The 19,813-nt window shown below is 70.7% G+C and carries 22 protein-coding genes; 11 read left to right on the top strand and 11 right to left on the bottom strand.

Features of this window, described 5'->3' with window-relative positions:
- Window positions 1–9: 9 nt before the first annotated feature.
- On the bottom strand, window positions 10–1,359 hold the full coding sequence (locus tag F1734_RS23165; protein ID WP_203011129.1) for a cytochrome P450: 1,350 nt from the start codon (window positions 1,357–1,359) through the stop codon (window positions 10–12).
- A gap of 92 nt (window positions 1,360–1,451) precedes the next feature.
- On the opposite strand from F1734_RS23165, the gene F1734_RS23160 reads away from it, so the two are divergent.
- The gene (locus F1734_RS23160) at window positions 1,452–2,069 is read left to right on the top strand and encodes a TetR/AcrR family transcriptional regulator (protein WP_010593499.1); all 618 of its coding nucleotides are present in this window, start codon (window positions 1,452–1,454) and stop codon (window positions 2,067–2,069) included.
- Here the strand turns inward: F1734_RS23160 and F1734_RS23155 are convergent.
- Window positions 2,053–3,117 (bottom strand): TerC family protein, encoded by a 1,065-nt coding sequence (locus tag F1734_RS23155; protein ID WP_026137555.1) that lies wholly within the window; start codon window positions 3,115–3,117, stop codon window positions 2,053–2,055. The genes F1734_RS23160 and F1734_RS23155 overlap by 17 nt on opposite strands.
- Window positions 3,118–3,335: 218 nt before the next feature.
- On the opposite strand from F1734_RS23155, the gene F1734_RS23150 reads away from it, so the two are divergent.
- On the top strand, window positions 3,336–3,656 hold the full coding sequence (locus tag F1734_RS23150) for a helix-turn-helix transcriptional regulator (protein WP_017679815.1): 321 nt from the start codon (window positions 3,336–3,338) through the stop codon (window positions 3,654–3,656).
- A 79-nt stretch (window positions 3,657–3,735) separates the two neighbouring features.
- Window positions 3,736–4,644 carry an alpha/beta fold hydrolase gene (locus tag F1734_RS23145; protein ID WP_371851044.1) on the top strand — a complete coding sequence of 303 codons (909 nt, stop codon included), beginning with the start codon at window positions 3,736–3,738 and terminating at the stop codon, window positions 4,642–4,644.
- A gap of 138 nt (window positions 4,645–4,782) precedes the next feature.
- Here F1734_RS23145 and F1734_RS23140 read toward each other — a convergent pair whose 3' ends face one another.
- Entirely contained in the window at window positions 4,783–5,106 is a 324-nt protein-coding gene (locus F1734_RS23140; RefSeq protein ID WP_203011128.1) for a hypothetical protein, read from the bottom strand.
- A gap of 95 nt (window positions 5,107–5,201) precedes the next feature.
- Here F1734_RS23140 and F1734_RS23135 point away from each other — a divergent pair, with 95 nt between their 5' ends.
- Entirely contained in the window at window positions 5,202–6,812 is a 1,611-nt protein-coding gene (locus F1734_RS23135) for a hypothetical protein (protein WP_203011127.1), read from the top strand.
- Here the strand turns inward: F1734_RS23135 and F1734_RS23130 are convergent, their stop codons facing one another.
- The 5 genes from F1734_RS23130 to F1734_RS23110 form a co-directional block, all read right to left on the bottom strand.
- A complete protein-coding gene (locus F1734_RS23130; RefSeq protein ID WP_010593493.1) occupies window positions 6,813–7,106 on the bottom strand; it encodes an ANTAR domain-containing protein in 294 nt (97 codons plus the stop codon).
- 250 nt (window positions 7,107–7,356) lie between these two features.
- Entirely contained in the window at window positions 7,357–7,995 is a 639-nt protein-coding gene (locus tag F1734_RS23125) for a dienelactone hydrolase family protein (protein WP_203011126.1), read from the bottom strand.
- 10 nt (window positions 7,996–8,005) lie between these two features.
- Window positions 8,006–8,386 (bottom strand): hypothetical protein, encoded by a 381-nt coding sequence (locus tag F1734_RS23120; protein ID WP_003939188.1) that lies wholly within the window; start codon window positions 8,384–8,386, stop codon window positions 8,006–8,008.
- Window positions 8,387–8,459: 73 nt separating this feature from the next.
- Entirely contained in the window at window positions 8,460–9,206 is a 747-nt protein-coding gene (locus F1734_RS23115) for a pentapeptide repeat-containing protein (RefSeq protein WP_017679817.1), read from the bottom strand.
- A gap of 121 nt (window positions 9,207–9,327) precedes the next feature.
- Complete coding sequence (locus F1734_RS23110; protein WP_010593489.1) at window positions 9,328–9,945, bottom strand: TIGR03086 family metal-binding protein; 618 nt, start codon at window positions 9,943–9,945, stop codon at window positions 9,328–9,330.
- Between the two features lie 436 nt (window positions 9,946–10,381).
- Here F1734_RS23110 and F1734_RS23105 point away from each other — a divergent pair, with 436 nt between their 5' ends.
- Window positions 10,382–10,696 carry a helix-turn-helix domain-containing protein gene (locus F1734_RS23105; RefSeq protein WP_010593488.1) on the top strand — a complete coding sequence of 105 codons (315 nt, stop codon included), beginning with the start codon at window positions 10,382–10,384 and terminating at the stop codon, window positions 10,694–10,696.
- Between the two features lie 384 nt (window positions 10,697–11,080).
- Window positions 11,081–12,019: a ScbA/BarX family gamma-butyrolactone biosynthesis protein gene (locus F1734_RS23100; protein ID WP_010593487.1), complete on the top strand. Its 939-nt coding sequence runs from the start codon at window positions 11,081–11,083 to the stop codon at window positions 12,017–12,019.
- Between the two features lie 17 nt (window positions 12,020–12,036).
- On the opposite strand, the gene F1734_RS23095 is transcribed toward F1734_RS23100, so the two are convergent.
- Entirely contained in the window at window positions 12,037–12,681 is a 645-nt protein-coding gene (locus F1734_RS23095; protein ID WP_026137557.1) for a ScbR family autoregulator-binding transcription factor, read from the bottom strand.
- A 44-nt stretch (window positions 12,682–12,725) separates the two neighbouring features.
- On the opposite strand from F1734_RS23095, the gene F1734_RS23090 reads away from it, so the two are divergent.
- From F1734_RS23090 to F1734_RS23075, 4 genes are all read left to right on the top strand, one after another.
- Window positions 12,726–13,694, top strand: coding sequence for an NAD-dependent epimerase/dehydratase family protein (locus F1734_RS23090; RefSeq protein WP_203011125.1), 969 nt, complete (start codon window positions 12,726–12,728; stop codon window positions 13,692–13,694).
- Window positions 13,695–13,771: 77 nt separating this feature from the next.
- Window positions 13,772–14,593 (top strand): SDR family NAD(P)-dependent oxidoreductase, encoded by an 822-nt coding sequence (locus tag F1734_RS23085; RefSeq protein WP_017679820.1) that lies wholly within the window; start codon window positions 13,772–13,774, stop codon window positions 14,591–14,593.
- 25 nt (window positions 14,594–14,618) lie between these two features.
- Window positions 14,619–15,533: a TIGR03619 family F420-dependent LLM class oxidoreductase gene (locus F1734_RS23080; protein ID WP_017679821.1), complete on the top strand. Its 915-nt coding sequence runs from the start codon at window positions 14,619–14,621 to the stop codon at window positions 15,531–15,533.
- Between the two features lie 46 nt (window positions 15,534–15,579).
- Window positions 15,580–16,254: a hypothetical protein gene (locus F1734_RS23075; protein WP_230831743.1), complete on the top strand. Its 675-nt coding sequence runs from the start codon at window positions 15,580–15,582 to the stop codon at window positions 16,252–16,254.
- A gap of 38 nt (window positions 16,255–16,292) precedes the next feature.
- Here the strand turns inward: F1734_RS23075 and F1734_RS23070 are convergent, their stop codons facing one another.
- Window positions 16,293–17,132: a class I SAM-dependent methyltransferase gene (locus F1734_RS23070; protein ID WP_040275025.1), complete on the bottom strand. Its 840-nt coding sequence runs from the start codon at window positions 17,130–17,132 to the stop codon at window positions 16,293–16,295.
- Window positions 17,133–17,181: 49 nt separating this feature from the next.
- Between F1734_RS23070 and F1734_RS23065 the strand changes: the two genes are divergently transcribed.
- Window positions 17,182–17,766, top strand: a complete 585-nt coding sequence (locus F1734_RS23065) for a helix-turn-helix domain-containing protein (RefSeq protein WP_010593480.1) — start codon at window positions 17,182–17,184, stop codon at window positions 17,764–17,766.
- 87 nt (window positions 17,767–17,853) lie between these two features.
- Here the strand turns inward: F1734_RS23065 and F1734_RS23060 are convergent, their stop codons facing one another.
- Window positions 17,854–19,536 (bottom strand): PHA/PHB synthase family protein, encoded by a 1,683-nt coding sequence (locus F1734_RS23060; RefSeq protein WP_203011124.1) that lies wholly within the window; start codon window positions 19,534–19,536, stop codon window positions 17,854–17,856.
- Between the last annotated feature and the right edge of the window lie 277 nt (window positions 19,537–19,813).

The raw sequence follows: 19,813 nt of genomic DNA, 5'->3' as shown, positions 1-19,813 counted from the left end.
CAGTCTGCGTCACCGCAGGCGGCGCAGCGCGATCGGCTGCCCGTCGGACGGGTACGGCAGCGACGTGAAGTTCAGTGGGGCAACGTAATCGGACGGCACATGCCAGCTGTACCCGAGCAGCAGGTGGTGCAGTACCGTCTTGATCTCGGCGCCGGAGAAGTACATGCCCAGGCAGCGGTGCTCTCCGGCGCCGAACGGCGTCCACGCGAACTTGTGTACTCGGTCCTCGCGGCGTTCCGGGGAGAAGCGGCCGGGATCGAACTTCTCCGGCTCCGGCCACAACTCGGCCATGTGGTGGCTGTAGTGCAGCCCGACGTTGATCAGGGTGCCGCGCGGCACGAAGTGGCCGAGGATGTCGGTGTCGGCGGTGGTGTACCGGACGATGCCGGGCACCGGCGTCACGAGCCGCTGGCATTCCTTGATCACCAGGTCCAGGCTGGTGAGCGATTCGAGGTCCGTCAGGGTCGGGGTCGTCGTGCCGAGCGCCTGCGACTCCTCCCGGCACAGTTGCTGCCATTGGGGGAACTGACCGAGGTATTGCAGCACGGTGGACAGCGTGATGGTCGAGGTGTCGTGCGCGGCCATCATCAGGAAGATCATGTGGTTGACGACGTCCTCGTCCGAGAACCGTTCGCCGTCCTCCGATTCCACGTGACACAGTGCGGTGAACAGGTCGTCGCCGTCGCCGGCGCGACGCGCCGGCAGGTAGCGCCGGAAGAACTCCTCGAGCCGGCGACGGCCCACCACGCCACGGCGCCAGCGGGTTCCGGGCAGGGGGTAGCGCACGATCGCGGTGGCCGCCTGCACGCACCCGATGAAGGCCTTGTTCACCTCGGCCATCTCCGTGGCCGACGAGCCCTCGGCGCCGCCCATGAAGATCGAGGTGGCGAGCCCGAGCGTGAGTTCCTTGAGCGTCGGGTAGGCGCGGAAGTCCTCGCTCGGCGTCCACGAGTCGAGGGCCCGGGCGATCGCGGGCTGCATCGAGTCCGTGTACCGGGCGAGGCGGTCCCGGGTGAAGGCCTGTTGCATGATCCGGCGGTGCGTGCGGTGCTCGTCGCCGTCGAGCAGCATCAGGCCGCGATCGAAGAACGGGCCGATGAGGGTGCGCCAGCCCGGACCGTTCGCGAGTGCCCGGTCGCGGTTCTGCAGCGCGGCGCCGCAGGCGTCGGGGCCGAGCAGCACCACCCAGGGCCGGCCCGCGAACCGGAACCAGGACACCGGCCCGTGTTCGCGGTAGCGCCGGTCGTAGGCCCTCAGCGGGTTGCGCATGTAGTCGAGGGCGTACCCGACGTACGGCAGGCCGGCGTCCCCGGGAACGGCGGTCAGACCGGGCGGGGAGGGTGCGAGCACTTTCGTCATGGGGTCTCCGATTCGTCGGACCGTATCTGACATGAAGCTCTGTCAATTGACTGTAGCGTGGATCACAGGCCGTGATCTGTCAAGATTCGACTATGGACCGGCCCAGTCGTCAGTACCGCGGAAAGAGCGCCGAGCAGCGCACCGCCGACCGCCGCGAGCAGTTGCTCGAGGCCGGTCTGACGGTGTTCGGCCGCGACGGTGGCGACCGTGCCACCATGACCGCGATCTGCCAGGAGGCCGGGCTCACCGAACGGTACTTCTACGAGAGTTTCTCCGGCCGGGACGAGCTGCTCGTGTGCGTCGTCGAGCGGATCGCCGACGAGATCCGGGAGCGCGCGCTGGCCGCACTCGCCGAATCCGAGCGCGGACCGGAGGAGCGGGCCCGCGCCGCCATCGCCGCGTTCGTCGCGGTCCTGACCGACGATCCCCGCAAGGGCCGGGTCGCCGTCGTCGAGTCCACCGGGTCCGAGCCCGTGCGCGTCCGCCGCCGGGAACTGCTGCGCCAGTTCGCCGGCCTCGTCGCCGTGGAATCCCGCGAACTGTGGGGCGACCGCGCTCTGCAGCCGCCCCACGATCAGATCGCCGCGCTCCTGTTCGTCGGGGGTCTCGCCGAGCTCACGACCGCCTGGCTCGGCGGGGAGATCGACGTGACCCCCGATCAGATCGTCGAGTCCGCGACCCGCCAGTACGTGTTCACCGCTCACCGCTGAGGCTGTCGTCGCGCTCGGTCCGCTCCGCGCGCCGCCGGGCACCCGGCAGCCGCCACACGGGCTCGAGCGCCGCGGTCTCCTCGGCCGTGGCCACCCGGAACGGCGGCGTCGTGGGCGCTTCGAGGCCGCGACGGCCCTGGCCGCGCGTGGCGCGCAGGCTGGCGACGATCGACACGGTCAGGATCGTGGCGACGACGGCCAGCGAGATCGGCGTCGGAATGTAGAACACGTCGATCTTGAGCAGCATCTTGATGCCCACCCACACCAGCACCAGAGCCAGCCCGATCTTCAGGTACACGAAGCGGTGGATCAGGTCTGCGAGCAGGAAGTACATCGCCCGCAGTCCGAGCACCGCGAATGCGTTGGCGGTGAAGACGAGGAACGGTTCGTCCGTGACGGCGAAGATCGCGGGGATCGAGTCGACCGCGAAGACGATGTCGGTGATCTCGATGAGGACGAGTACCGCAAGCAGTGGGGTGGCCAGCAGCGCACCCCCGCGACGGACGAGCAACTTCTGTCCGTGGTAGGCGTCGGTCATCGGCACGTGGCGGCGGAACAGCCGTAGCGCCCGGGACTTCTCGGGATCGAGGTGCTCGTCGCGCTGCCGGATCATCCGGTAGCCGGTGTAGAGCAGGAACGCCGCGAACAGGTAGAGGATCCAGCCGAAGCTCGCGATCAGCACCGATCCCGCCGCGATGAACAGACCCCGGAACACCAGGGCGCCGAGCACGCCGAGGAACAGGACCCGGTGCTGGTACTCGCGCGGCACGGCGAAGTACGTCAGGATGATCGCCCAGACGAAGACGTTGTCGACGGCGAGCGACTTCTCGATCAGGTAGCCGGAGAAGTACTGCTGGCCGAACTCCGAGCCGTACTGCCACCAGATCAGCGCGCCGAATCCGACGCCGGTACCGACCCAGAACACCGACCAGCCTGCGGCCTCGCGCACACCGATCACGTGAGCACGCCGGTGCGCGAACAGATCCACGGCCAGCATCGCCACGATCGCGGCGAGCACCGCCGCCCACAACCACAACGGAACGGTCATCAGGACCACCTTTCAGCCTCGAACGGCCGAAAGTCTTTCCCGGCTCCGGTGAGCCCGCTCCGCCGGAGAGCCGGCGGACGGCTCCCGAGTTGACGACGAAGCGCGGAGGGATACTCCCTTTCGCGAACTTAGATTAGTGAAGAGTATTTCCGGTTAATTGTCAAGGGGGCAGGACACGGAAGTGAAGAGCAATACCGGAAACCGTGGTGCCCTATGGTGTGCAGGTGACCTCCTCCGCCCGCTCGTCACCCGCCGTCGGCGAGGACCGTGCCCGGGGCTGGACGTTCCTGACCAACCACGCGCACGTGCTGCTGTGTGTCGCGCGGGGCGGACAACCCACCGTCCGCGAACTCGCGCAACGGATCGGGATCACCGAGCGCTCCGTGCAGACGATCCTCGCGGATCTGGTCGACGGCGGGTACCTCACCCGCACCCGGGTGGGCCGCCGCAACACCTACTCGCTGAATCCGGAGGGGCGGCTGCGGCATCCGCTCGAATCCGCGCACACCGTCGGCGAACTGATCGACGCGCTGCGCTGAGCGGCCGGGAAGATGTCCGGCACGCGCCGTCACGGACACCTGCCTCGTGTGGCCGCCGTCACGTGGCATGCTGGCGCTCATGATCGACGTCGAACGTCCCAAGCTGGAAGGCACCGTCGCGGTCGGGGGCAGCCGCCGGATCGGGTTCGCCGAGTTCGGATCGGCCCAGGGCCGAGCCGTGTTCTGGCTGCACGGCACCCCCGGGGCGCGCCGGCAGATCCCCGTCGAGGCACGCCGCTACGCCGAGCGTGAGCACGTCCGGCTCATCGGCCTCGACCGCCCCGGCATCGGCTCGTCGAGCCCGCACCGCTACGAGAACGTCCTCGCCTTCGCGGACGACCTGCGGATCGTCGCGGACACCCTGGGGGTGGACCGGATGGCGGTCGTCGGGCTCTCCGGCGGCGGGCCCTACACCCTCGCCGCGGCGCACGCGATGCCCGAGCGGGTCATGGCCGCCGGGGTACTCGGGGGTGTCGCACCCGTCGTCGGCCCCGACGCGATCAGCAGCGGCCTGATGCGGCTCGGCACAATGGTCGCGCCGCTGCTCGCCGTCGCGGGCGTCCCCATCGGCATGGGCGTGACCTCGATCATCCGGGTCGTGCGCCCGTTCGCGTCGCCGATCATCGACCTGTACGGCCGGCTCTCGCCCGAGGCCGACCGGCAGTTGCTGGCCCGCCCCGAGTTCAAGGCGATGTTCCTCGACGATCTGCTCAACGGCAGCCGCAAGCAGATGGCCGCCCCCTTCGCCGACGTCGTGGTGTTCACCCGGGACTGGGGCTTCCGCCTCGAGGACGTCAAGGTGCCGGTCCGGTGGTGGCACGGCGACACCGACCACATCGTCCCCATGGAACACGGCCTCCACGTGGTGGGCCGGCTCCCCGACGCCCAGTTCCACCACCTGCCGGGAGAGAGCCACCTCGGCGGTCTCGGCGTGTCCGAGGACATCCTCTCGACCGTCCTGCGGATCTGGGACGACGCCGACCGCTGACCCCCGGTGCCCGGTGCCCGGTGGCCGTGCCCATCGCCGTGACCGAATGTCACACCGCTTCGATGTGATCGAAGCGGTGTGACATTCGGTCGCCCCAGCGACGGGGTGCGCACGGCGCGTGCGGCTCCCGCAGGCCGATCACAGCCACCGGCGGGGCGGCTTCTTCACCCACATGATCTTCTCGTCCGCGGCGGTGGGGGAGGCCGCCGGGTGGTCGGGGTGTTGCGCGGCCCAGGCCGACTTCTCGTCGAGCAGCCGAGCGACGAGCGTCCACGTCTCCATCGTGCGCGGCGGGTGCGCCCCCGCCGCCCGTGCCAGCTTCCGGCGCACGTCCTCGCTCAGGGCCAGCAACTCCTCCGCGGTGATCCCGCGATCCCAGGCGAACCGGGCGAGGACGATCGCCTTCTCCCGACGGTTGCGGGCCGCCTCGTCGGTGTGCGCGAAGTCCTCGTCGGTGGCCATGCCCTACAGGATTGGCCGCCGGCCGTGCCGTTGACAACCCACCCCGCGCGGCTCACGCTCGGAGCAGGCGCAGCTGCGGCCCGGGGGAGGACGACATGCCGGTGACTCCGATGGATCTCCCGGACGGCACGCCCGAGGACGTGCGGGTGCGCGCGGCGTCCGCCCCCCGGGTGCCGGTGTCGGATCCCGCGCTCGGACGGGACGTGCAGGTCGACGCCCGTGGTGTCCCACCGCACCGGCTCGTCGCGATCGGGGATTCGGTGCTGCAGGGGTTCCAGAGCGGCGCCGTCTTCCACACCGACGTCTCGGTGCCCGCGATCGTCGCCTACGAACTCGGCTGGCTGCGCCGGTTCCGCTACCCCCGCTACGCCGGTCCGGGCGGGTTGCCGCTCAACATCGAACTGCTTCTGCGCGACCTGGAGCGACGCTTCGGGTCCTCGGTGAACGTGTGGGAGACGCCCCTCGCGCTGTTCGCCGTGCGTGCGCTGATGGACGAGGTGGAGGACTACTGGGAGCGCGGGCCCGGTCGGGACGCGCCGCTGCCCGCGACGTATCGGCACAACCTGTCCTGCTTCGGCTGGGACCTGCGCGACGCCCTGAGCAAGACCGCCGCGACGTGCGAGGCGGCGATCGCCACGCCGAAGGACGACCTGCTCGACCAGATCGTGCAGAACAACGGCGAGCGGGCCGCGTTGCGGGTGTATCCGCGCTGGAGCGACGAGGCGAAGTCGATGACGGTGTTCGACGCGGCCGCGGCCCTGGGCGACGACCACGACGACACGACGGAAGCCGGGATCGAGACGCTGGTCGTGTTCCTCGGCTCCAACAACGCGCTCGGAACGGTCACGGACCTGCGTATCTCCTGGAGCGGCCCGGACTTCCGCGACCTCACCGCGAAGGACGCCTACACCATCTGGCGGCCCGAGCATTTCGCGGCCGAGTTCGCGGAGGTGGTCGATCGGGTGGCGGCGATCCGGGCGCGGCACGTCGTGTGGTGCACGATTCCCCACGTCACCATCGCCCCGATCGCCAAGGGGCTCGGCCACAAGATGGAACCGGGTTCGCCCTACTTCCCCTACTACACCCGGCCGTGGATCGAGGAGTCCCGGTTCGACCCGGCCCAGGACGAGCACATCACGGGTGCCGGCGCGTACGCGGTGGACGTCGCGATCGATCTCTACAACGAGCACATCGAGCAGGCGGTCGCCGACGCCCGCGCCGGTGCGCACGGCCCGGCACGGGACTGGTATCTGCTGGACGTGGCCGGTCTGCTCGAGCGCCTCGCGTCCCGGCGCTTCGTCACGGATGTCGGTGCCCGTCCGGCGTGGTGGACCCCCTACCCGCTCCCGCCCGCGCTCGCCGCGCTCGACCCCGTGCCCGATTCGCGGTTCCTGACGGCCGACGGCCGGGGCGGCCGGGCCGCGGGCGGGCTGTTCTCCCTCGACGGTGTGCACCCGACGACGGTGGCGAACGGGATCCTCGCGCAGGAACTGGTCAACGTGATGCGTCGCGCGGGGGTGCGGTTCCACCATGCCAACGGTGGCGTGCGCCCCGATCCGGTGACGGTGGACTTCGAGCGGTTGATCCGCAGGGACACCCTCGTGCGGACGCCACCGGGGAACATCGACTCGACGCTCGGCATTCTCGCGTGGGCGGACGAGGTCGGTGACCTCGTCCGTCGCACGCTCAGCTTCCGCGTCCGGTGATCAGTTCTCGACGGTGGTGGCACTCCGGTCGATCAGCGCACCCCACAGGTCGGTCGCGACGGTGTGGGCGCGCCGGTGTGCCGGGACGGTGTCGGAGGTGGTGGTCAGGTCGGTGAGGGCTTCGCACAGGTCGACGATGTCGACGTGGAAGCGCATCGAGGCGTCGAGCAGTTCGTCGAACGCCTGGTCTTCGCTGTAGGAGCGGCCCCGTGCGGAGCGGAGAAGGGTCTGCGCGGTGTCGAGTGCCGTCAGGCGTCGTACCGCGGGGATGTCACGGTGTGCTTCGATCGTCAATTGTCCGCCTCTGAGGTGTCGCCACTGGGCGTGTGTCAACTCGTTGTAGTGCGGGTACCCCGCCGGTTCGGCAGCTACCCGGTCTTGTGTCCTCCGTCACAGTACGAGGACTGTGCCGTCGTGTCCACCGTACCCGTGTTTACCCAGCACAGCCCGGTGGGGCGACGCCGCGTCCGCGGGTGTTCCGTCCTCGATGTCCGAATTCGTCGCAGCTGCACAGGTTTCCGACACCATGTATGTTGCGCGCCGGTCAGGCCGGAGGGTGGTGGTCGAGGAACCAGTCCCGCGCCTGCTGCGCCACGACCTCGAGCGTGCCGGGTTCCTCGAACAGGTGCGTCGCCCCGCGCACGATCCGCAGGTCGTGTTCGCACCGCAGGGCCGCGGCAGCCTGCCGGTTCAGTTCGATCACCGTGCGGTCCAGGCCGCCGACGAGCATGAGCGTGGGGGCACGGACCCGGCCGAGCCGAGGCATCGCGAGATCCGGCCGTCCGCCGCGGGAGACGACGGCGGCGATCTCCCGGTCCGGGTCCGCAGCGGCCCACAGCGCCGCGGCAGCGCCCGTGCTGGCCCCGAAGTAACCGATCCACGCGGCCTCCGTGCGGACGAGGTCGGTCACCTCGCCGAGCCGGCCCGCGAGCAGCTCGATGTCGAAGACGAGAGTGCGGTCGCCCTCCTCCCCGGCCGTCAGCAGGTCGAACAGCAGCGTGCCCAGACCGGCGGCGTTCAGTTCCCCGGCGACGTACCGGTTGCGCGGGCTGAACCGGCTGCTGCCGCTGCCGTGCACGAAGATCACCAGGACGTCCGAACCGGCGGGGACGGTCAGGGTGCCGGCCAGGGCCACGTCGCGGAGCTCGAGCTCGACGTCTCGCGCGCTGTCGGCGGTGCTCATCGGGTTCGGCTCAGGCCAGGGTGACCGTGCGGGTGTGCGAGCGGACCGCGTCCTGCAGGTCCTGGCGCGACAGGGTGTGCGGGCCGCACGCGCAGCGCGCGGGCACGTCGTCGTCCTCGAACTGCGTCGTCTCGAGAGTGTCGACGAACTCGGAGCCGAGGGAGCCGCCGTGATGTGCGGTCTCGGAGCGGTCGCGATTGCCGTGTGCCGTCGGCCCACCGCCGGCGACGAGCACCGGCCCCTCCGGCGTGCGGTAGACGGTGGCGACGTTGTGGCTGGCGGGGCACTTCACGCGGACGAGGGCGTGGTCACTGCGCTGGGTACCCAGCGAATCCACGGCAGCACGAGCCATCCGGCGGCGGTCTGTGGGAAGGAGGTCGGGGATGTTCATGGGACCTATTGCACACCCGATCGCGGCCGGATCGAGGGCTTTCGCGGGCAACGGGCCCGATTCGCCCGTTGCGCTACCAGTGCTTCGGCGTGGTCACTGTGGCGGGCAGCCGGGTGCGGCCGTCGCCCCGCGCGGAGTCGAGCTGGGACTGGACGAGGAACAGGCTGCCGGTGAGATCGGCGCCGCGCAGGTCCGCATCGCGCAGGTCGGCGCCGATGAGGTCGGCGCGGCGCAGGTCGGCCTCGCGCAGATCCGCGGCGACGAGGAGGGCGCCCCGCAGGCTGGCGCCCCGCAGGTTCGCCCGGCGGAGTTTCGCACCGACCAGGTCCGCACCGCGACGGTCCTTCCTGCGACCGGGCACGGTGGCCCGGGCGAGTTCGCTCGCATGCAACAACAGGGTGTTGATCTGCTGCCGGTGTGCCGCGACGTCGAGGCGGGCGAGCGCGCCGGCGTCGCCGTTGCTCAGCCGGTCGGTCGCGGCCCGCGCAGCGCGCAGGTCCGTGCGGATCGGCCCGGAGGTGGGCAGGGCGGCCGCCTCGTCGAGATACCACAGCAGCTCGTGCAGTTGGCGCACGACGGGGAAGACGTCGAACATCTGCCGGGCGAGCTGCGGCGAGCGCCGCCAGTCCTCCCCGCCGAAGGTGAGCTGTGAAACCTTCTGGCCCGCACCGAAGCAGTCGTAGACGGTGCACCCGGTGAAGCCCCGGCTCCGCAGGTCCCGATGGATGCCGCAGCGGAAGTCGTCCTGCAGGTTCGGGCAGGGCCGGCCCGCGTCCTTGTCGATCGCGAAGTCCGACGACGCGGCGAACGGCAGAGCCACGCAACACAATCCGAAGCAGTCGGCGCAGTCGGCCAGTAGTTCCGGGCGGGGAGTGGGGTGGTCGGGCAAGGAATGCGTGCCTTTCTGGGCGGGCGGACTGTGGTCGGGGCGCCCGCCGAGCCTAGTCCGGACCGTCGCGCGGGGTCGGCTCCCGGCGGTCGTGGGGCGGACGCCACGACGGGTCGCGTCCGCTGAGCCCGATCAGGCGGTCGAGATCCGGGGCGTCGTCGGGAACCGCGACGGCCGGCCCGAAGAGCCCGCCGGCTGCGCGTTCCTCGTCGGTGGTCGCGGCGACGAACGTCAGGCACGCGGCCAGCGCGGCGGGATCGCAGGAGAACTTCCGGCCGCAGGCGGTCGCGATGTCCCAGCCGTGGATCACGAGTTCGTCGAGCGCCACGACTCCCGCGACGTACCCGGGCAGGTCGACGCCGCCGGCCCGGGTGGTTCCGGTCCATGCGCCGGGGTCGTGCCACGCCTCGGCGAGGGCGAGGACCTGGCCGGGGATCCTGACGCGCCAGTCGTCACCGAGCCGGGAGGCATCCGCCGACGGTCTGTGATCGCCGACAGCTCTACCCGCGGCGGCGGTGAACGCCAGGGACAGCCCGCCCACGTGATCCACGAGGTCCCCGACGGTCGTGCCCGCGCACGGGGTGGGACGGGCCAGTTGCTCGTCTGTGAGCGCGCCGACGAGCCGTGCCATCTCGTGGGCGGCCGGTGCCAGGTCGAGGATCTCGGGCATGAGCGTTCCTTCCGGCGGCGGTGCGCTCATGGTGCCGCACCGGTCCGACAGGATCGAAGGGCAGCCTTGCGGCAGCCGAAAGAAACTGCAGTCGCAACAGTAGACTTTCGATAGCGCGGCCGATAATATCGAGGGCGTCAACGCGAAGGATCCGGAAGAGGGGCAACCGACGGGTTGCCGGCGAAGTTGAAGTTGCAGAGGGGTGGAGCCGCACTCGGTTCTGCGGCTCCACCCCGACGGCGCGACGGGGCGGACTCTGGGAGGCCGACCACGTCGCCACCGGAGAACAGAGCGAGAGGCTGGTGATGCGTATCCATCGGGATTGCGAACTCGTGTATGTCATTTCCTCGTGCCGGTCGAGGCCGGCATTGTCATAACCGTCACGAACCCCGGCGCTGCACGTGCCGGGGTTCCCTCTCGTAGCAACGAAGGGCACGTGGATCCGACCGACGACCGCACTCCCGCGGTCACCAACGAACTCGACAACGACGACTACCCTGCCTTCAGCATGGGCCGCGCCGCTGCGGCACTCGGCGTCACCCCCGCCTTCCTCCGTAGTCTCGATGCCCCCGGCCTCGTGGTTCCGCACCGTTCCGAGGGAGGCCACCGCCGCTACTCCCGCAACCAGCTCCGCATCGTCGCGCGGGTGCGGGAACTGGTCGACAGCGGCACGGCGGTGGACGCGGCGTGCCGCATCGTCTGCCTCGAGGATCAGCTCGCCGAAGCGCGGAGCCGGATTCCGAGTAATTAGAGCACCCGGGGCAACTGGAGCACCGGGTTCCGGCCGGGCGGGTACAGGCTCGATGCGGGGGGGCAGACACGCCTCCGCGCCGCTGGGACTACCCCTCGTATAGTCCCGGCGACGCGGAGGTGCCGTGATCTCGGGTCGATCGGAAACACCCCTCCGCGTGCTCCACGGCCGACCCTTTTTGTTTCCCGACTGCACTACACGTTAGCATAAACCGGTCGATCGGTTTGTGGAGTTCGAAGAATTCATCCGAGCGATCGACGGGGGACGGAAACCGTTCCCCACGAGGGTGCCGGCTACCGGACGCGAGCGTCTCCCGATTCGTCCCGGTCGTCTATAGTCCCTCGATAAAAGCAGTCCGGCCGGTTTGCAATGAAAGAAGCGACAATGACCGTGGATGCGGACGCAGTGCCCCGGAACAGTCCCGTCCTCGGTTTCGAGTCGACGGTGCCCAGGCGGTACGTCCATCGGCAATCGGTGTCGGAGGTGTTCCTGACGGACTGCACGTCCGTCGGCGTCGCCCACCGATTCCTTCTGGGTGCCCAATGGCCACGGCTGCACGGTTTCTACCGGACCGAAACCGGCCGCTACGACGCCATGCTGATCGCCGAGACTCTGCGCCAGACGGCGATCTACTTGGGGCATACGCAGTATCGTGTGCCGCTCGGCCATCCGTTCGTCATGCAGACCCTGCGGGTGGACGCGGCGGTGGACGCGCTGGCCATCGGGGCCGGAGCCGCAGAGGTCGTGCTCGACGCCTCCCTCGACGACCCGGTCTATCGCGGCGGGTTGCTCTCCCAGTTCGACCTCACGGTGGTGTTCGCGATCGACGGACAGCGGGTGGGCACGGGGGAGGGGGTGGCCAACGTCCTCACCCCGGACGCCTACCAGCGGCTGCGCTGGAACGGCGCCGGCCCCCGCCGGATCGGGGATCCCGTCTGCCCCCCGCCGATTTCCCCCGTCGTCGTCGGCCAGTCCCGGCCCGTGGACGTCGTCCTCGGACCGCAGTACGCCGAGAACCGCTGGCGTCTGCGGGTCGACGATCGGCACCCCGTCCTGTTCGACCATCCCAGCGACCACGTGCCCGGAATGCTCCTCCTCGAAGCGTTCCGCCAGAGCGCCCGCGCCGCGTGCGGGTGTCCGGACGCGGATATCGCGCTCATCGAGGCCACCTATCACCGGTTCGTGGAACTGGACGAGCCCGCGAACGTGGTGGCGCGAATCGATGCGCACGATCCGTGGATCGTGCGCACCACCGTCGAGCAGTGGGGCGAGGTCCTGGCGAGCGGCGTCGTGCGGCTCGCGCCGGACCGGTCGCGATGCTGACCGCCGGCGACCGTCGTTCAGTCGCCGGACGGCGGCGTCCAGCGGGCCGCGCGGATCCGCGGCATCTCACCGTGGCGGTCGGCAGGCATCACGGCGGGCAGCAGCAGGATCCACATCTCGTCGAGGCGCTGCTCGAGATCCTGCCGGTGGGTGAGCACGTTGGACACGAGCTGGACACCGTTGTAGGCGGAGATCACGAACCGGGCCAGCATGGCCGCGTCGATCGTGTCGAGGATGTCGCCCTGGGCGATCGCCTGCTCGGTGAGCTTCTCGCAGGCGGCAATCCAGTCCAGGTACGGACCGGTGGGCCCGTCGGTGGCACTGAGTTCGAGGGTCAGACGGATTCCGGCCCGCACGATCGGCTCGTCGATCATCTGGCGCGCCATCTCGTGCGAGAGCATCACGATCTGTTCCAGCGCGGGAATGTCGAGGTTCGCGATGGCCTCGACCGCGGCGATCGAGATGCGATGCTGCTCCTCGATCACGACCTGCGCGAGCTCGTCCTTCGACCGGAAGTGGAAGTAGAGAGCACCCTTGGTGATACCCGAGCTCTCGACGATCGCCCCGAGGCTCGCGCCCTCGTAGCCCGATCGTTCGAAGTTCTCTGCCGCGCCCAGGACGATCTGCTGCCTGGTAGCCACCGCCCGCGCTTGCTGAGCCATCCGTCCTCACTCCGTTCCCACCCTGTGTTCCGACGAGGTGCATCGTGACGAACCCCATCGGGTTTCCCCCACCCGGCCGAATCGTACCCGCCGCCCCGGAATGCCGCCGCGACGAACCTTCGGCGCAGCACCCGCGAATCGCGGTGATCGGCGCGACCGGCTTCGTCGGCGGCGCCGTGCTGGCCGGGCTCACGGAGGCGGGTGTGCCCTGCACGGCCGTCGCGCGACGACCCGACGACGTGCCCGCCGCGGCGACGCGACGGATCGCGGCGGACCTGACCGAACCGTCGTCCCTGGGCACCGTGATCGCCGCCGCCGACGTGATCGTGCATGCGGCCTCGTACACCGGATCGGACCCGCAGACGTGCGACGAGGTGAACCGTGCCGGGACCGAGAACCTGCTGGCGGCAGCGAACCGGCAGCACTGGCCCCACGTGATCTACGTCAGCACGATCGGAGTCTACGGACCGGGCCCGCACCGCGGCGTCGCCGAGGACGCCGTCGTGCCGAACCCGGTCTCGGTGCTCAGTGCGAGCCGGCTCGCGGCCGAGCTGGCCGTGCGGGACTACGGGGGCACGGTGGTGCGCGCCGCCTTCGTCCACGGACCCGGAGACCGCTGGTTCGTGCCCGGAATCGCGCAGATCCTCACTCGTCTCGGTGCGTGGGTCGAGGACGGACGCCCGTTGCTGTCGGTGATCTCGGTCGGTGATCTCGGCCGCCTGATCGCGGCACTCGCGGTTCGCGGCACCCGTCCCGGGGCCGGCGGCGCTGTCCTGCATGCCGCCCACCCGGAGCCGGTGAGTGTGCGCGCACTCGCCTCGGCCGTCGCGCGCGACGCCGGATTCGACCTGCCCAGCACCAGTCTCGGGTACGACGAGGCCGTGGCCCTCGCGGCGGAGCGGGGACTGACGGAGCGGCACATCGATCTCGCCGGTCACGACCACTACTACGACGCGACGCGCATCTGGCGGGAGACCGGGCTGCGCGTGCCACCCCCGGCCTTCGCTCCGTAAGGGGTGGGCACGGCGCCGTTCCCGGCCACCGGGAAACCGCCGGATGCCGCCGGGGCGGGACGGCTACCGTCGCGACGGTGACCACCGTGCCGAGCTCGAACACTCCGTCGCATCCACTGCTGTCCGGACGGACCGCGGTCGTCACCGGAGGAGCGAACGGCATCGGCGCGGCCGTCGTGCGGTTGTTCGCCGAGCACGGTGCCCGCGTCGTCCTCGTCGACACCGATCGCCGGGCGGCCGAGCAGCTCGCCGCCGAAGTGCCCGCCGCGGTTCCGATCGTCGGTGACGCAGCGGACCCGGCGGTCGCGACGGAGGCCGCCGCCCATGACCCGGACGTGCTCGTCAACAACGTCGGCGACTTCCTCCGCGCCGCGACGCCCTTCGCGGAGGCCGACGAATCCGAGTGGGAAGCCCTCGCCCGCGTCAACCTCGACCACGCCCTGCGGATGACCCGCGCCGTCCTTCCCGGCATGATCGACCGGGGGAGGGGCGGTTCCGTCGTCAACGTCACCACGGTCGAGGCGCACCGGGGCATTCCCGGGCACGTCGTGTACGGCACGTACAAGGCCGGGCTGCGGCACTTCACCCGCAGTCTCGCCCTCGAGGTCGGCCGGCACGGCATCCGGGTGAACGCGATCGCACCCGACCTGATCGAGACGCCGCAGGTGCCGTACGAGCGGCTCGTGCCCGAGGCGGACCGGCACCGCTGGCCGGGCTGGGCGCCGCTCGGCGGTCCGGGCCGGCCCGAGGACGTCGCCGGGCCGGCTCTGTTCCTCGCCTCCGACCTCTCCCGCTACGTGACGGGGTCCACGGTGCACGTCGACGGTGGCAGCTACGCGGCCGGCGGCTGGTTCGCCCGCGCCGACGGATCGTGGACCAATCGTCCCCTCGCGCCCTGATCCCTACCACCGAAGGACCTTTCGCGTGAATCCTCCCACCCTGAGCGTCAACCTCCCCAACTTCGGCGACGTGCTGGCCCGCGACAACTACGCCCACCTCGTGGACGTCGCGGTCCGGGCGGAGGAGAGCGGGGTGGACCGGGTCAACGTCACCGACCACGTCGTGATGGGGTCCGACACCTCCGGTTACGCGTGGGGACCGTTTGCCACCGAACCCGATGCGATGTGGCTCGAACCCATGACCGTGCTGGCGGTGATCGCCGGCCGGACCCGCACGATCCGCCTCGGCACCGGCGTGATCATCGCGGCGTTGCGGGGCGCGGCCGTGCTCGCCAAGACCGCGGCCACCCTGGACCACCTGTCCGGCGGGCGGCTCGACCTGGGCGTCGGAACCGGCTGGCAGGAGAAGGAATACGAGGCGGCCGGGTTGAGCTTCCGCGAGCGCGGGCCGCTGCTCGACGACACGCTCGCCGCCTGCCGGGCCCTGTGGGAGCACGCCCCGGCCTCGGTGCAGCGGCCCAGCGTGGCCTTCACCGAGGTGTACTGCTCGCCGCGCCCCGGAGACCGGCGGATCCCGGTCTGGGTCTCGGGATCGTTGTCGAAACCGGTGATCCGCCGGCTCGCCCGATGGGGCGACGGGTGGATCCCGATCATGGGTGCCGGACCGGACGAGCTGCAACGGGGCCGCGACCTGCTCCGTGCCGCGCTCGAGCGGGAGGAACGCGACCCCGACCACCTGCAGATCCGCGGGCGGCTGCAGGTGGTGCACGAGGCGAGCGGCGAGATCGCCGTGCCGGAGACCGCTCGGGCGGTGAAAGAGCTCCTTGCCGTCGGCGTCACCGATGTGATGGTCCCGCTGACCATGGTGCATCCCGATCCGGACCGGGCCGCGGACCGGCTCGCGACGCTCGTCACGGTGCTGCGGGAGGCGGCAGCCTAGAGCGACGGTCCCACCACGACCTGCGGTGCGGTGGCATCATGCCGGGGTGGAACGTGCATGGATGCAGCCGCTCGCCGAACTCGGCGCGGGCACTGTCACCGCGCTGGTCCCCGACACCCTCGTCGACCTGCTCGGCCGCGGTCTCGCCCTCCGGTACGCCGGCCGTCCGGTCGAGACGACCGTGCAGGGAGCGCCGCTGCGTGCCGTCGTCGACGGCGTCCGAATCCGTCGTGACCGCGCGCATCTGCGCGCCCGCGTGCGGCTGAGCCGACTCGACTGGGACGACCGGCGCATCGACAGCCTGACGGTGACCGCACACGGGCTGCGGATCGTGCCGGGCTTGTCCACCCGGATCAGCGCGGCGCGTCTCGACGTGCAGGGCGTCGCACCGATCACCGTCGTGCTGGACTGGTTCAACTCCCTCGACACGCCGTGGCGGCTGAGTCACGGGGACGACATCCGCGCCGATCACCGTCGGCTGAACGTCAGCGCCGTCGTGGACGGGGCGGTCGTCGACGACGTCGCCTACGTGGAGTTGCTGCGCCTGCGCTGCTACGGCCTGCTCGTACCGGTCGTCGCGGCTCGGCGGGTTCCGTTGCCGCCGTTGCCGGCCGGGATTCGCAAGGTGTACGCCGCCCGACGAGGCGACGACGTGCGGTTCGGTTTCGAGATCGCGGACGTCGACGGTGTGCTGCCCTTCGGGGACAGGCCACGCAGGTAGTCGCGCACTGTTCGCCCTCCGAAGCGGACGGTGTCGGGTCAGGGCCGCCGGGCGGCCCACGCCGTGCGGACGCTGCGGACCGTCAGATCCGGTCGCCGCGCCAGGTTTTCGGGGCTGCCGGGCGACAGCAGGCGATCGAGCCGGTCGAGGTCGTCCCTGTCCAGTCGATCGTCGAGCGCGTCGCGGATGCGGGCCAGGTAGGTCGATGCGTACCTCACCGTGTTCGATTGTGCCGCAGTGGCTTCCGTCGAGAACCGTTGCCGGTCGACGACCTCGAACCCGGCGCGCTCGAGGTGGGCGTGCCAATCGGGGTGGGCGTTCCACCCTGCCTCCGTGAGCGCCCGAAGGCAGCGCTCCTCGAGGCCGGGCCGGTCCTGTCCGGTGTCGTCGGGCAGGAAGCGCGGCAGCTCGTCCATCTCGACGACGACGAGCAACCCGCCGGGCGTCAGGCCGGCGTGGAGGTCGCGCAGCACCCGATCCGGGTCGGCGACCTCGTGCAGCGACGAGGCCGCCCACGCGAGGTCGACCTCGTCGACCGGAAGCCGGGTGGTGTCCAGGTCGGCGAGGACGGTCCGGATGCGTTCGGCGAGGCCGTGTTCGCGGGCGGTGGCGCGGACGCGGTCGAGCATCGATGCCGACCGGTCGACCGCGACGATCTCCGCGTCGGGGAATCGGCGGGCGAGAGCCACGCTGCCGGTTCCGGTTCCCGCCCCCACATCGGCGATCACCCGGGGACGGACCGGGGCGTACGGTTCGGCCCACGCCGTCACCTCGTCCAGATACGCGCCAAGCACCTCGGCGTCGAGGTCGAGGAGGTCCGCCAGGCCGGCCTCGTGATGCGTGTGCGGATGGCCCGGAGAGTGGGTGTGGTGCGTCATGTCGCTCACGGTAGCGGCCGTGGTGCCTATAACGCATACCATCTTGCGTATGACGCAAGATCTGGACGCCGTGATCCGCCGCCGCATCCGCAGCCTGCGCCTGGCCCGCGGCTGGTCGCTCGATTCGCTGGCGGCCCGCTGCCGGCTCAGCCCGTCGACGCTGAGCCGCATCGAGACCGGCAACCGCCGGATCGCTCTCGATCAACTGGTGCCGATCGCCCGGGCCCTGGGCACCACGCTCGATCAGCTCGTCGAATCCGCCGAGGACGAGGACGTGGTGATCCGGCCGCAGCCCGAGCACATGCCCGGGGTGACGACGTGGCTGCTGTCCCGGGAGCGGGCCCTGCACGGCGTGACGGTGGCCAAGATGCGCATCACCCCCGACCGGCCCACCGGAACCGGTGCGGCGGCGGTGCATCCGGGCCGGGAGTGGTTCACCGTGCTCGCCGGCACGGCCCGGCTGCAATTGGGCGAGCGGACGGTGCTGGTGCGGACCGGCGAGGCCGCCGCGTTCTCGACGATGGTCCCGCACGTCATCGGTGCCCACGACGGTCCGGTGGAAATTCTCACGATCTTCGACCACGACGGCGAGCGTGCCCACCTCCACGGTGAGCACGGCTCGTCGCGGCCGTGACGCCGGCGCTACCGCGACATCACCGACGGCCCCTCGGCCCCGACATGCATCGTGTCGTCACCGAGATGTGATCCGTGAGAGACACGTTCAGTCGGGGGGTAGGTCGCGTACGTATCGGCCGGGGGCGGCCTCGAGTGGGGGATGCCGGGCACTGCCGGGCGCGGCCGGCGCGACGGTCTCCTCCCCGCTGTGGGCGAGCACCCAGTCGGCCCAGGCCTGCCACCAGCTGCCCTGCTGCCGCTCGGCGCCCTTCAGCCAGGCATCGGGGTCCGGGCCCGGTGTGCCACCGGTCCAGTAGTGCGCCTTCGGGTTGCCGGGCGGGTTGACCAGGCTGGCGATGTGCCCGGAGAAGCTGAGCACGAACTCGGTGTCGCCGCCGAGCAACTCGGTGGTGCGGTAGCAGTTGCGCCACGCGGTCAGGTGATCGGCGATCGCGCCCGAGACGAAGGTGGGTACGGTGATCGACGTCAGGTCGAGGGGCGTGCCCAGCACGGTGAACGCGCCGGGTTCGACGAGCAGGTTGTCCCGGAAGAGGTCGAGGAACTGCCCGTGCAGGGCGCCGGGCAGGTTGGTGCCGTCGGCGTTCCAGGCGAGGATGTCGAAGGCCGGCGGGGTGCGCCCCATGAGGTAGTTGTTGACCACGTAGTTGAACACCAGATCGTTCGGGCGCATCCAGGTGAATGCCGAGCCCATGTCCCGGGCGCTGATGAGGCCCTTGCGGCGGGACCGGCCCTTGGCGAACCGGATCAGGGCAGGCCGGGCGAACGCGCCGAGCAGTGCCGGATCGCCGAAGTCGAGCATCGTCACCGCATACGCCATGCTGTGCACCCGGTCGTCGCCCCGGGCGGCCAGATGGTTGAGCACCGTGGTGGCGAGGATCCCGCCGGCGCAGAAGCCGATCAGATTCACCTCGTCGCTGCCGGTGATCTCCCGTACCTCGTCGATCGCGCGCAGCACCCGCCCGGCGTAGGTGTCGAAGTCCCAGTCACCCTGCTCGGCGGTGGGATTGCGCCACGACAGCAGGAAGGTCTGCTGGCCCCGGCCGACGCTGTACTCGACGAAGCTGCGTCCCGGGCGCAGGTCCAGGAAGTAGTACCGGCCGATGGGCGGGGGCACCGCGAGCACCGGCCGGCGGCGGACCGTCGCCGTGGTCGGGGTGTACTGCAGCACCTCGGCGACCTCGTCGCGGGAGATCACCGCCCCCGGGGTCACCGCCAGGTCGGTGCCGACGGTGAAGGCGCCGCGTCGGACCATCGACGGCATGCCCCGGTTCTCGACCACATCGGAGACGAAGTGCTTCGTGCCGCGCACCAGGCTGAGGCCGGCGGTGTCGAACGCCTCCTTCAGCGCGGCGGGGTTGGTCCACAGGTAGTTCGTCGGCGCCAGGGCGGCGGTGAGGATGTCGGCGGCGAATTTGGCCTCGGCGGCCCGGCGTGGGTCGATGCCGCGGCCGACGTCGGCGACGACGCCGTCGACGGCGTCGGTGGCGGCCAGGTAGGTCTGCTCGAGCCGGCGGTAGGCCGGGTGCGTGCTCCACGCCGGATCGGCGAACCGGCGGTCCCCCTCGGCGGGGGCCACCGTGGATCGACCGGCGACGATCTTCGCCAGTTCCTTGCCGAACGCCGCGCCGTGCCGGGCCACGGTCCGGCCGTGACCGAACACGTCGGCCAGGGCACCGACGGCCGCCCCGAGCCGCGGCGGCGCGACGTCCTCGCCGCCGCCGATCGACTCCTCGACGCTGTCCCCGATCACCGATCGTGTCTGGGTCATCTCGCGCCTCCCTTCGACACCTGGATTGTCGCACCGGATCGGTGTCCCAGCGGCCGGGTATTGCGTAGGCGACAGGTGCAGTCGTCGGAACCGGGCCACTCGGGCCGGTACCGGCCGTGCCGGGCCCCCGTCCGGTGATCGTGACAAGCGTCCAGTTCGCAATCACGTCCACGTGTTACGAGCCGGTCGGCGGGGCGCCACCGCCACTCGGGGCGGAGTCGTTGTTGCATGTGCGGTGGCAAGTGATGCCCGCATCGGGCGGCGTGTGCGCATCACT

The organism is Rhodococcus ruber, from assembly GCF_016804345.1.
GTDB lineage: Bacteria > Actinomycetota > Actinomycetes > Mycobacteriales > Mycobacteriaceae > Rhodococcus > Rhodococcus ruber.
Note: the sequence above shows the minus strand (reverse complement) of the source record. Positions and strands in the feature narration are given on the sequence as shown.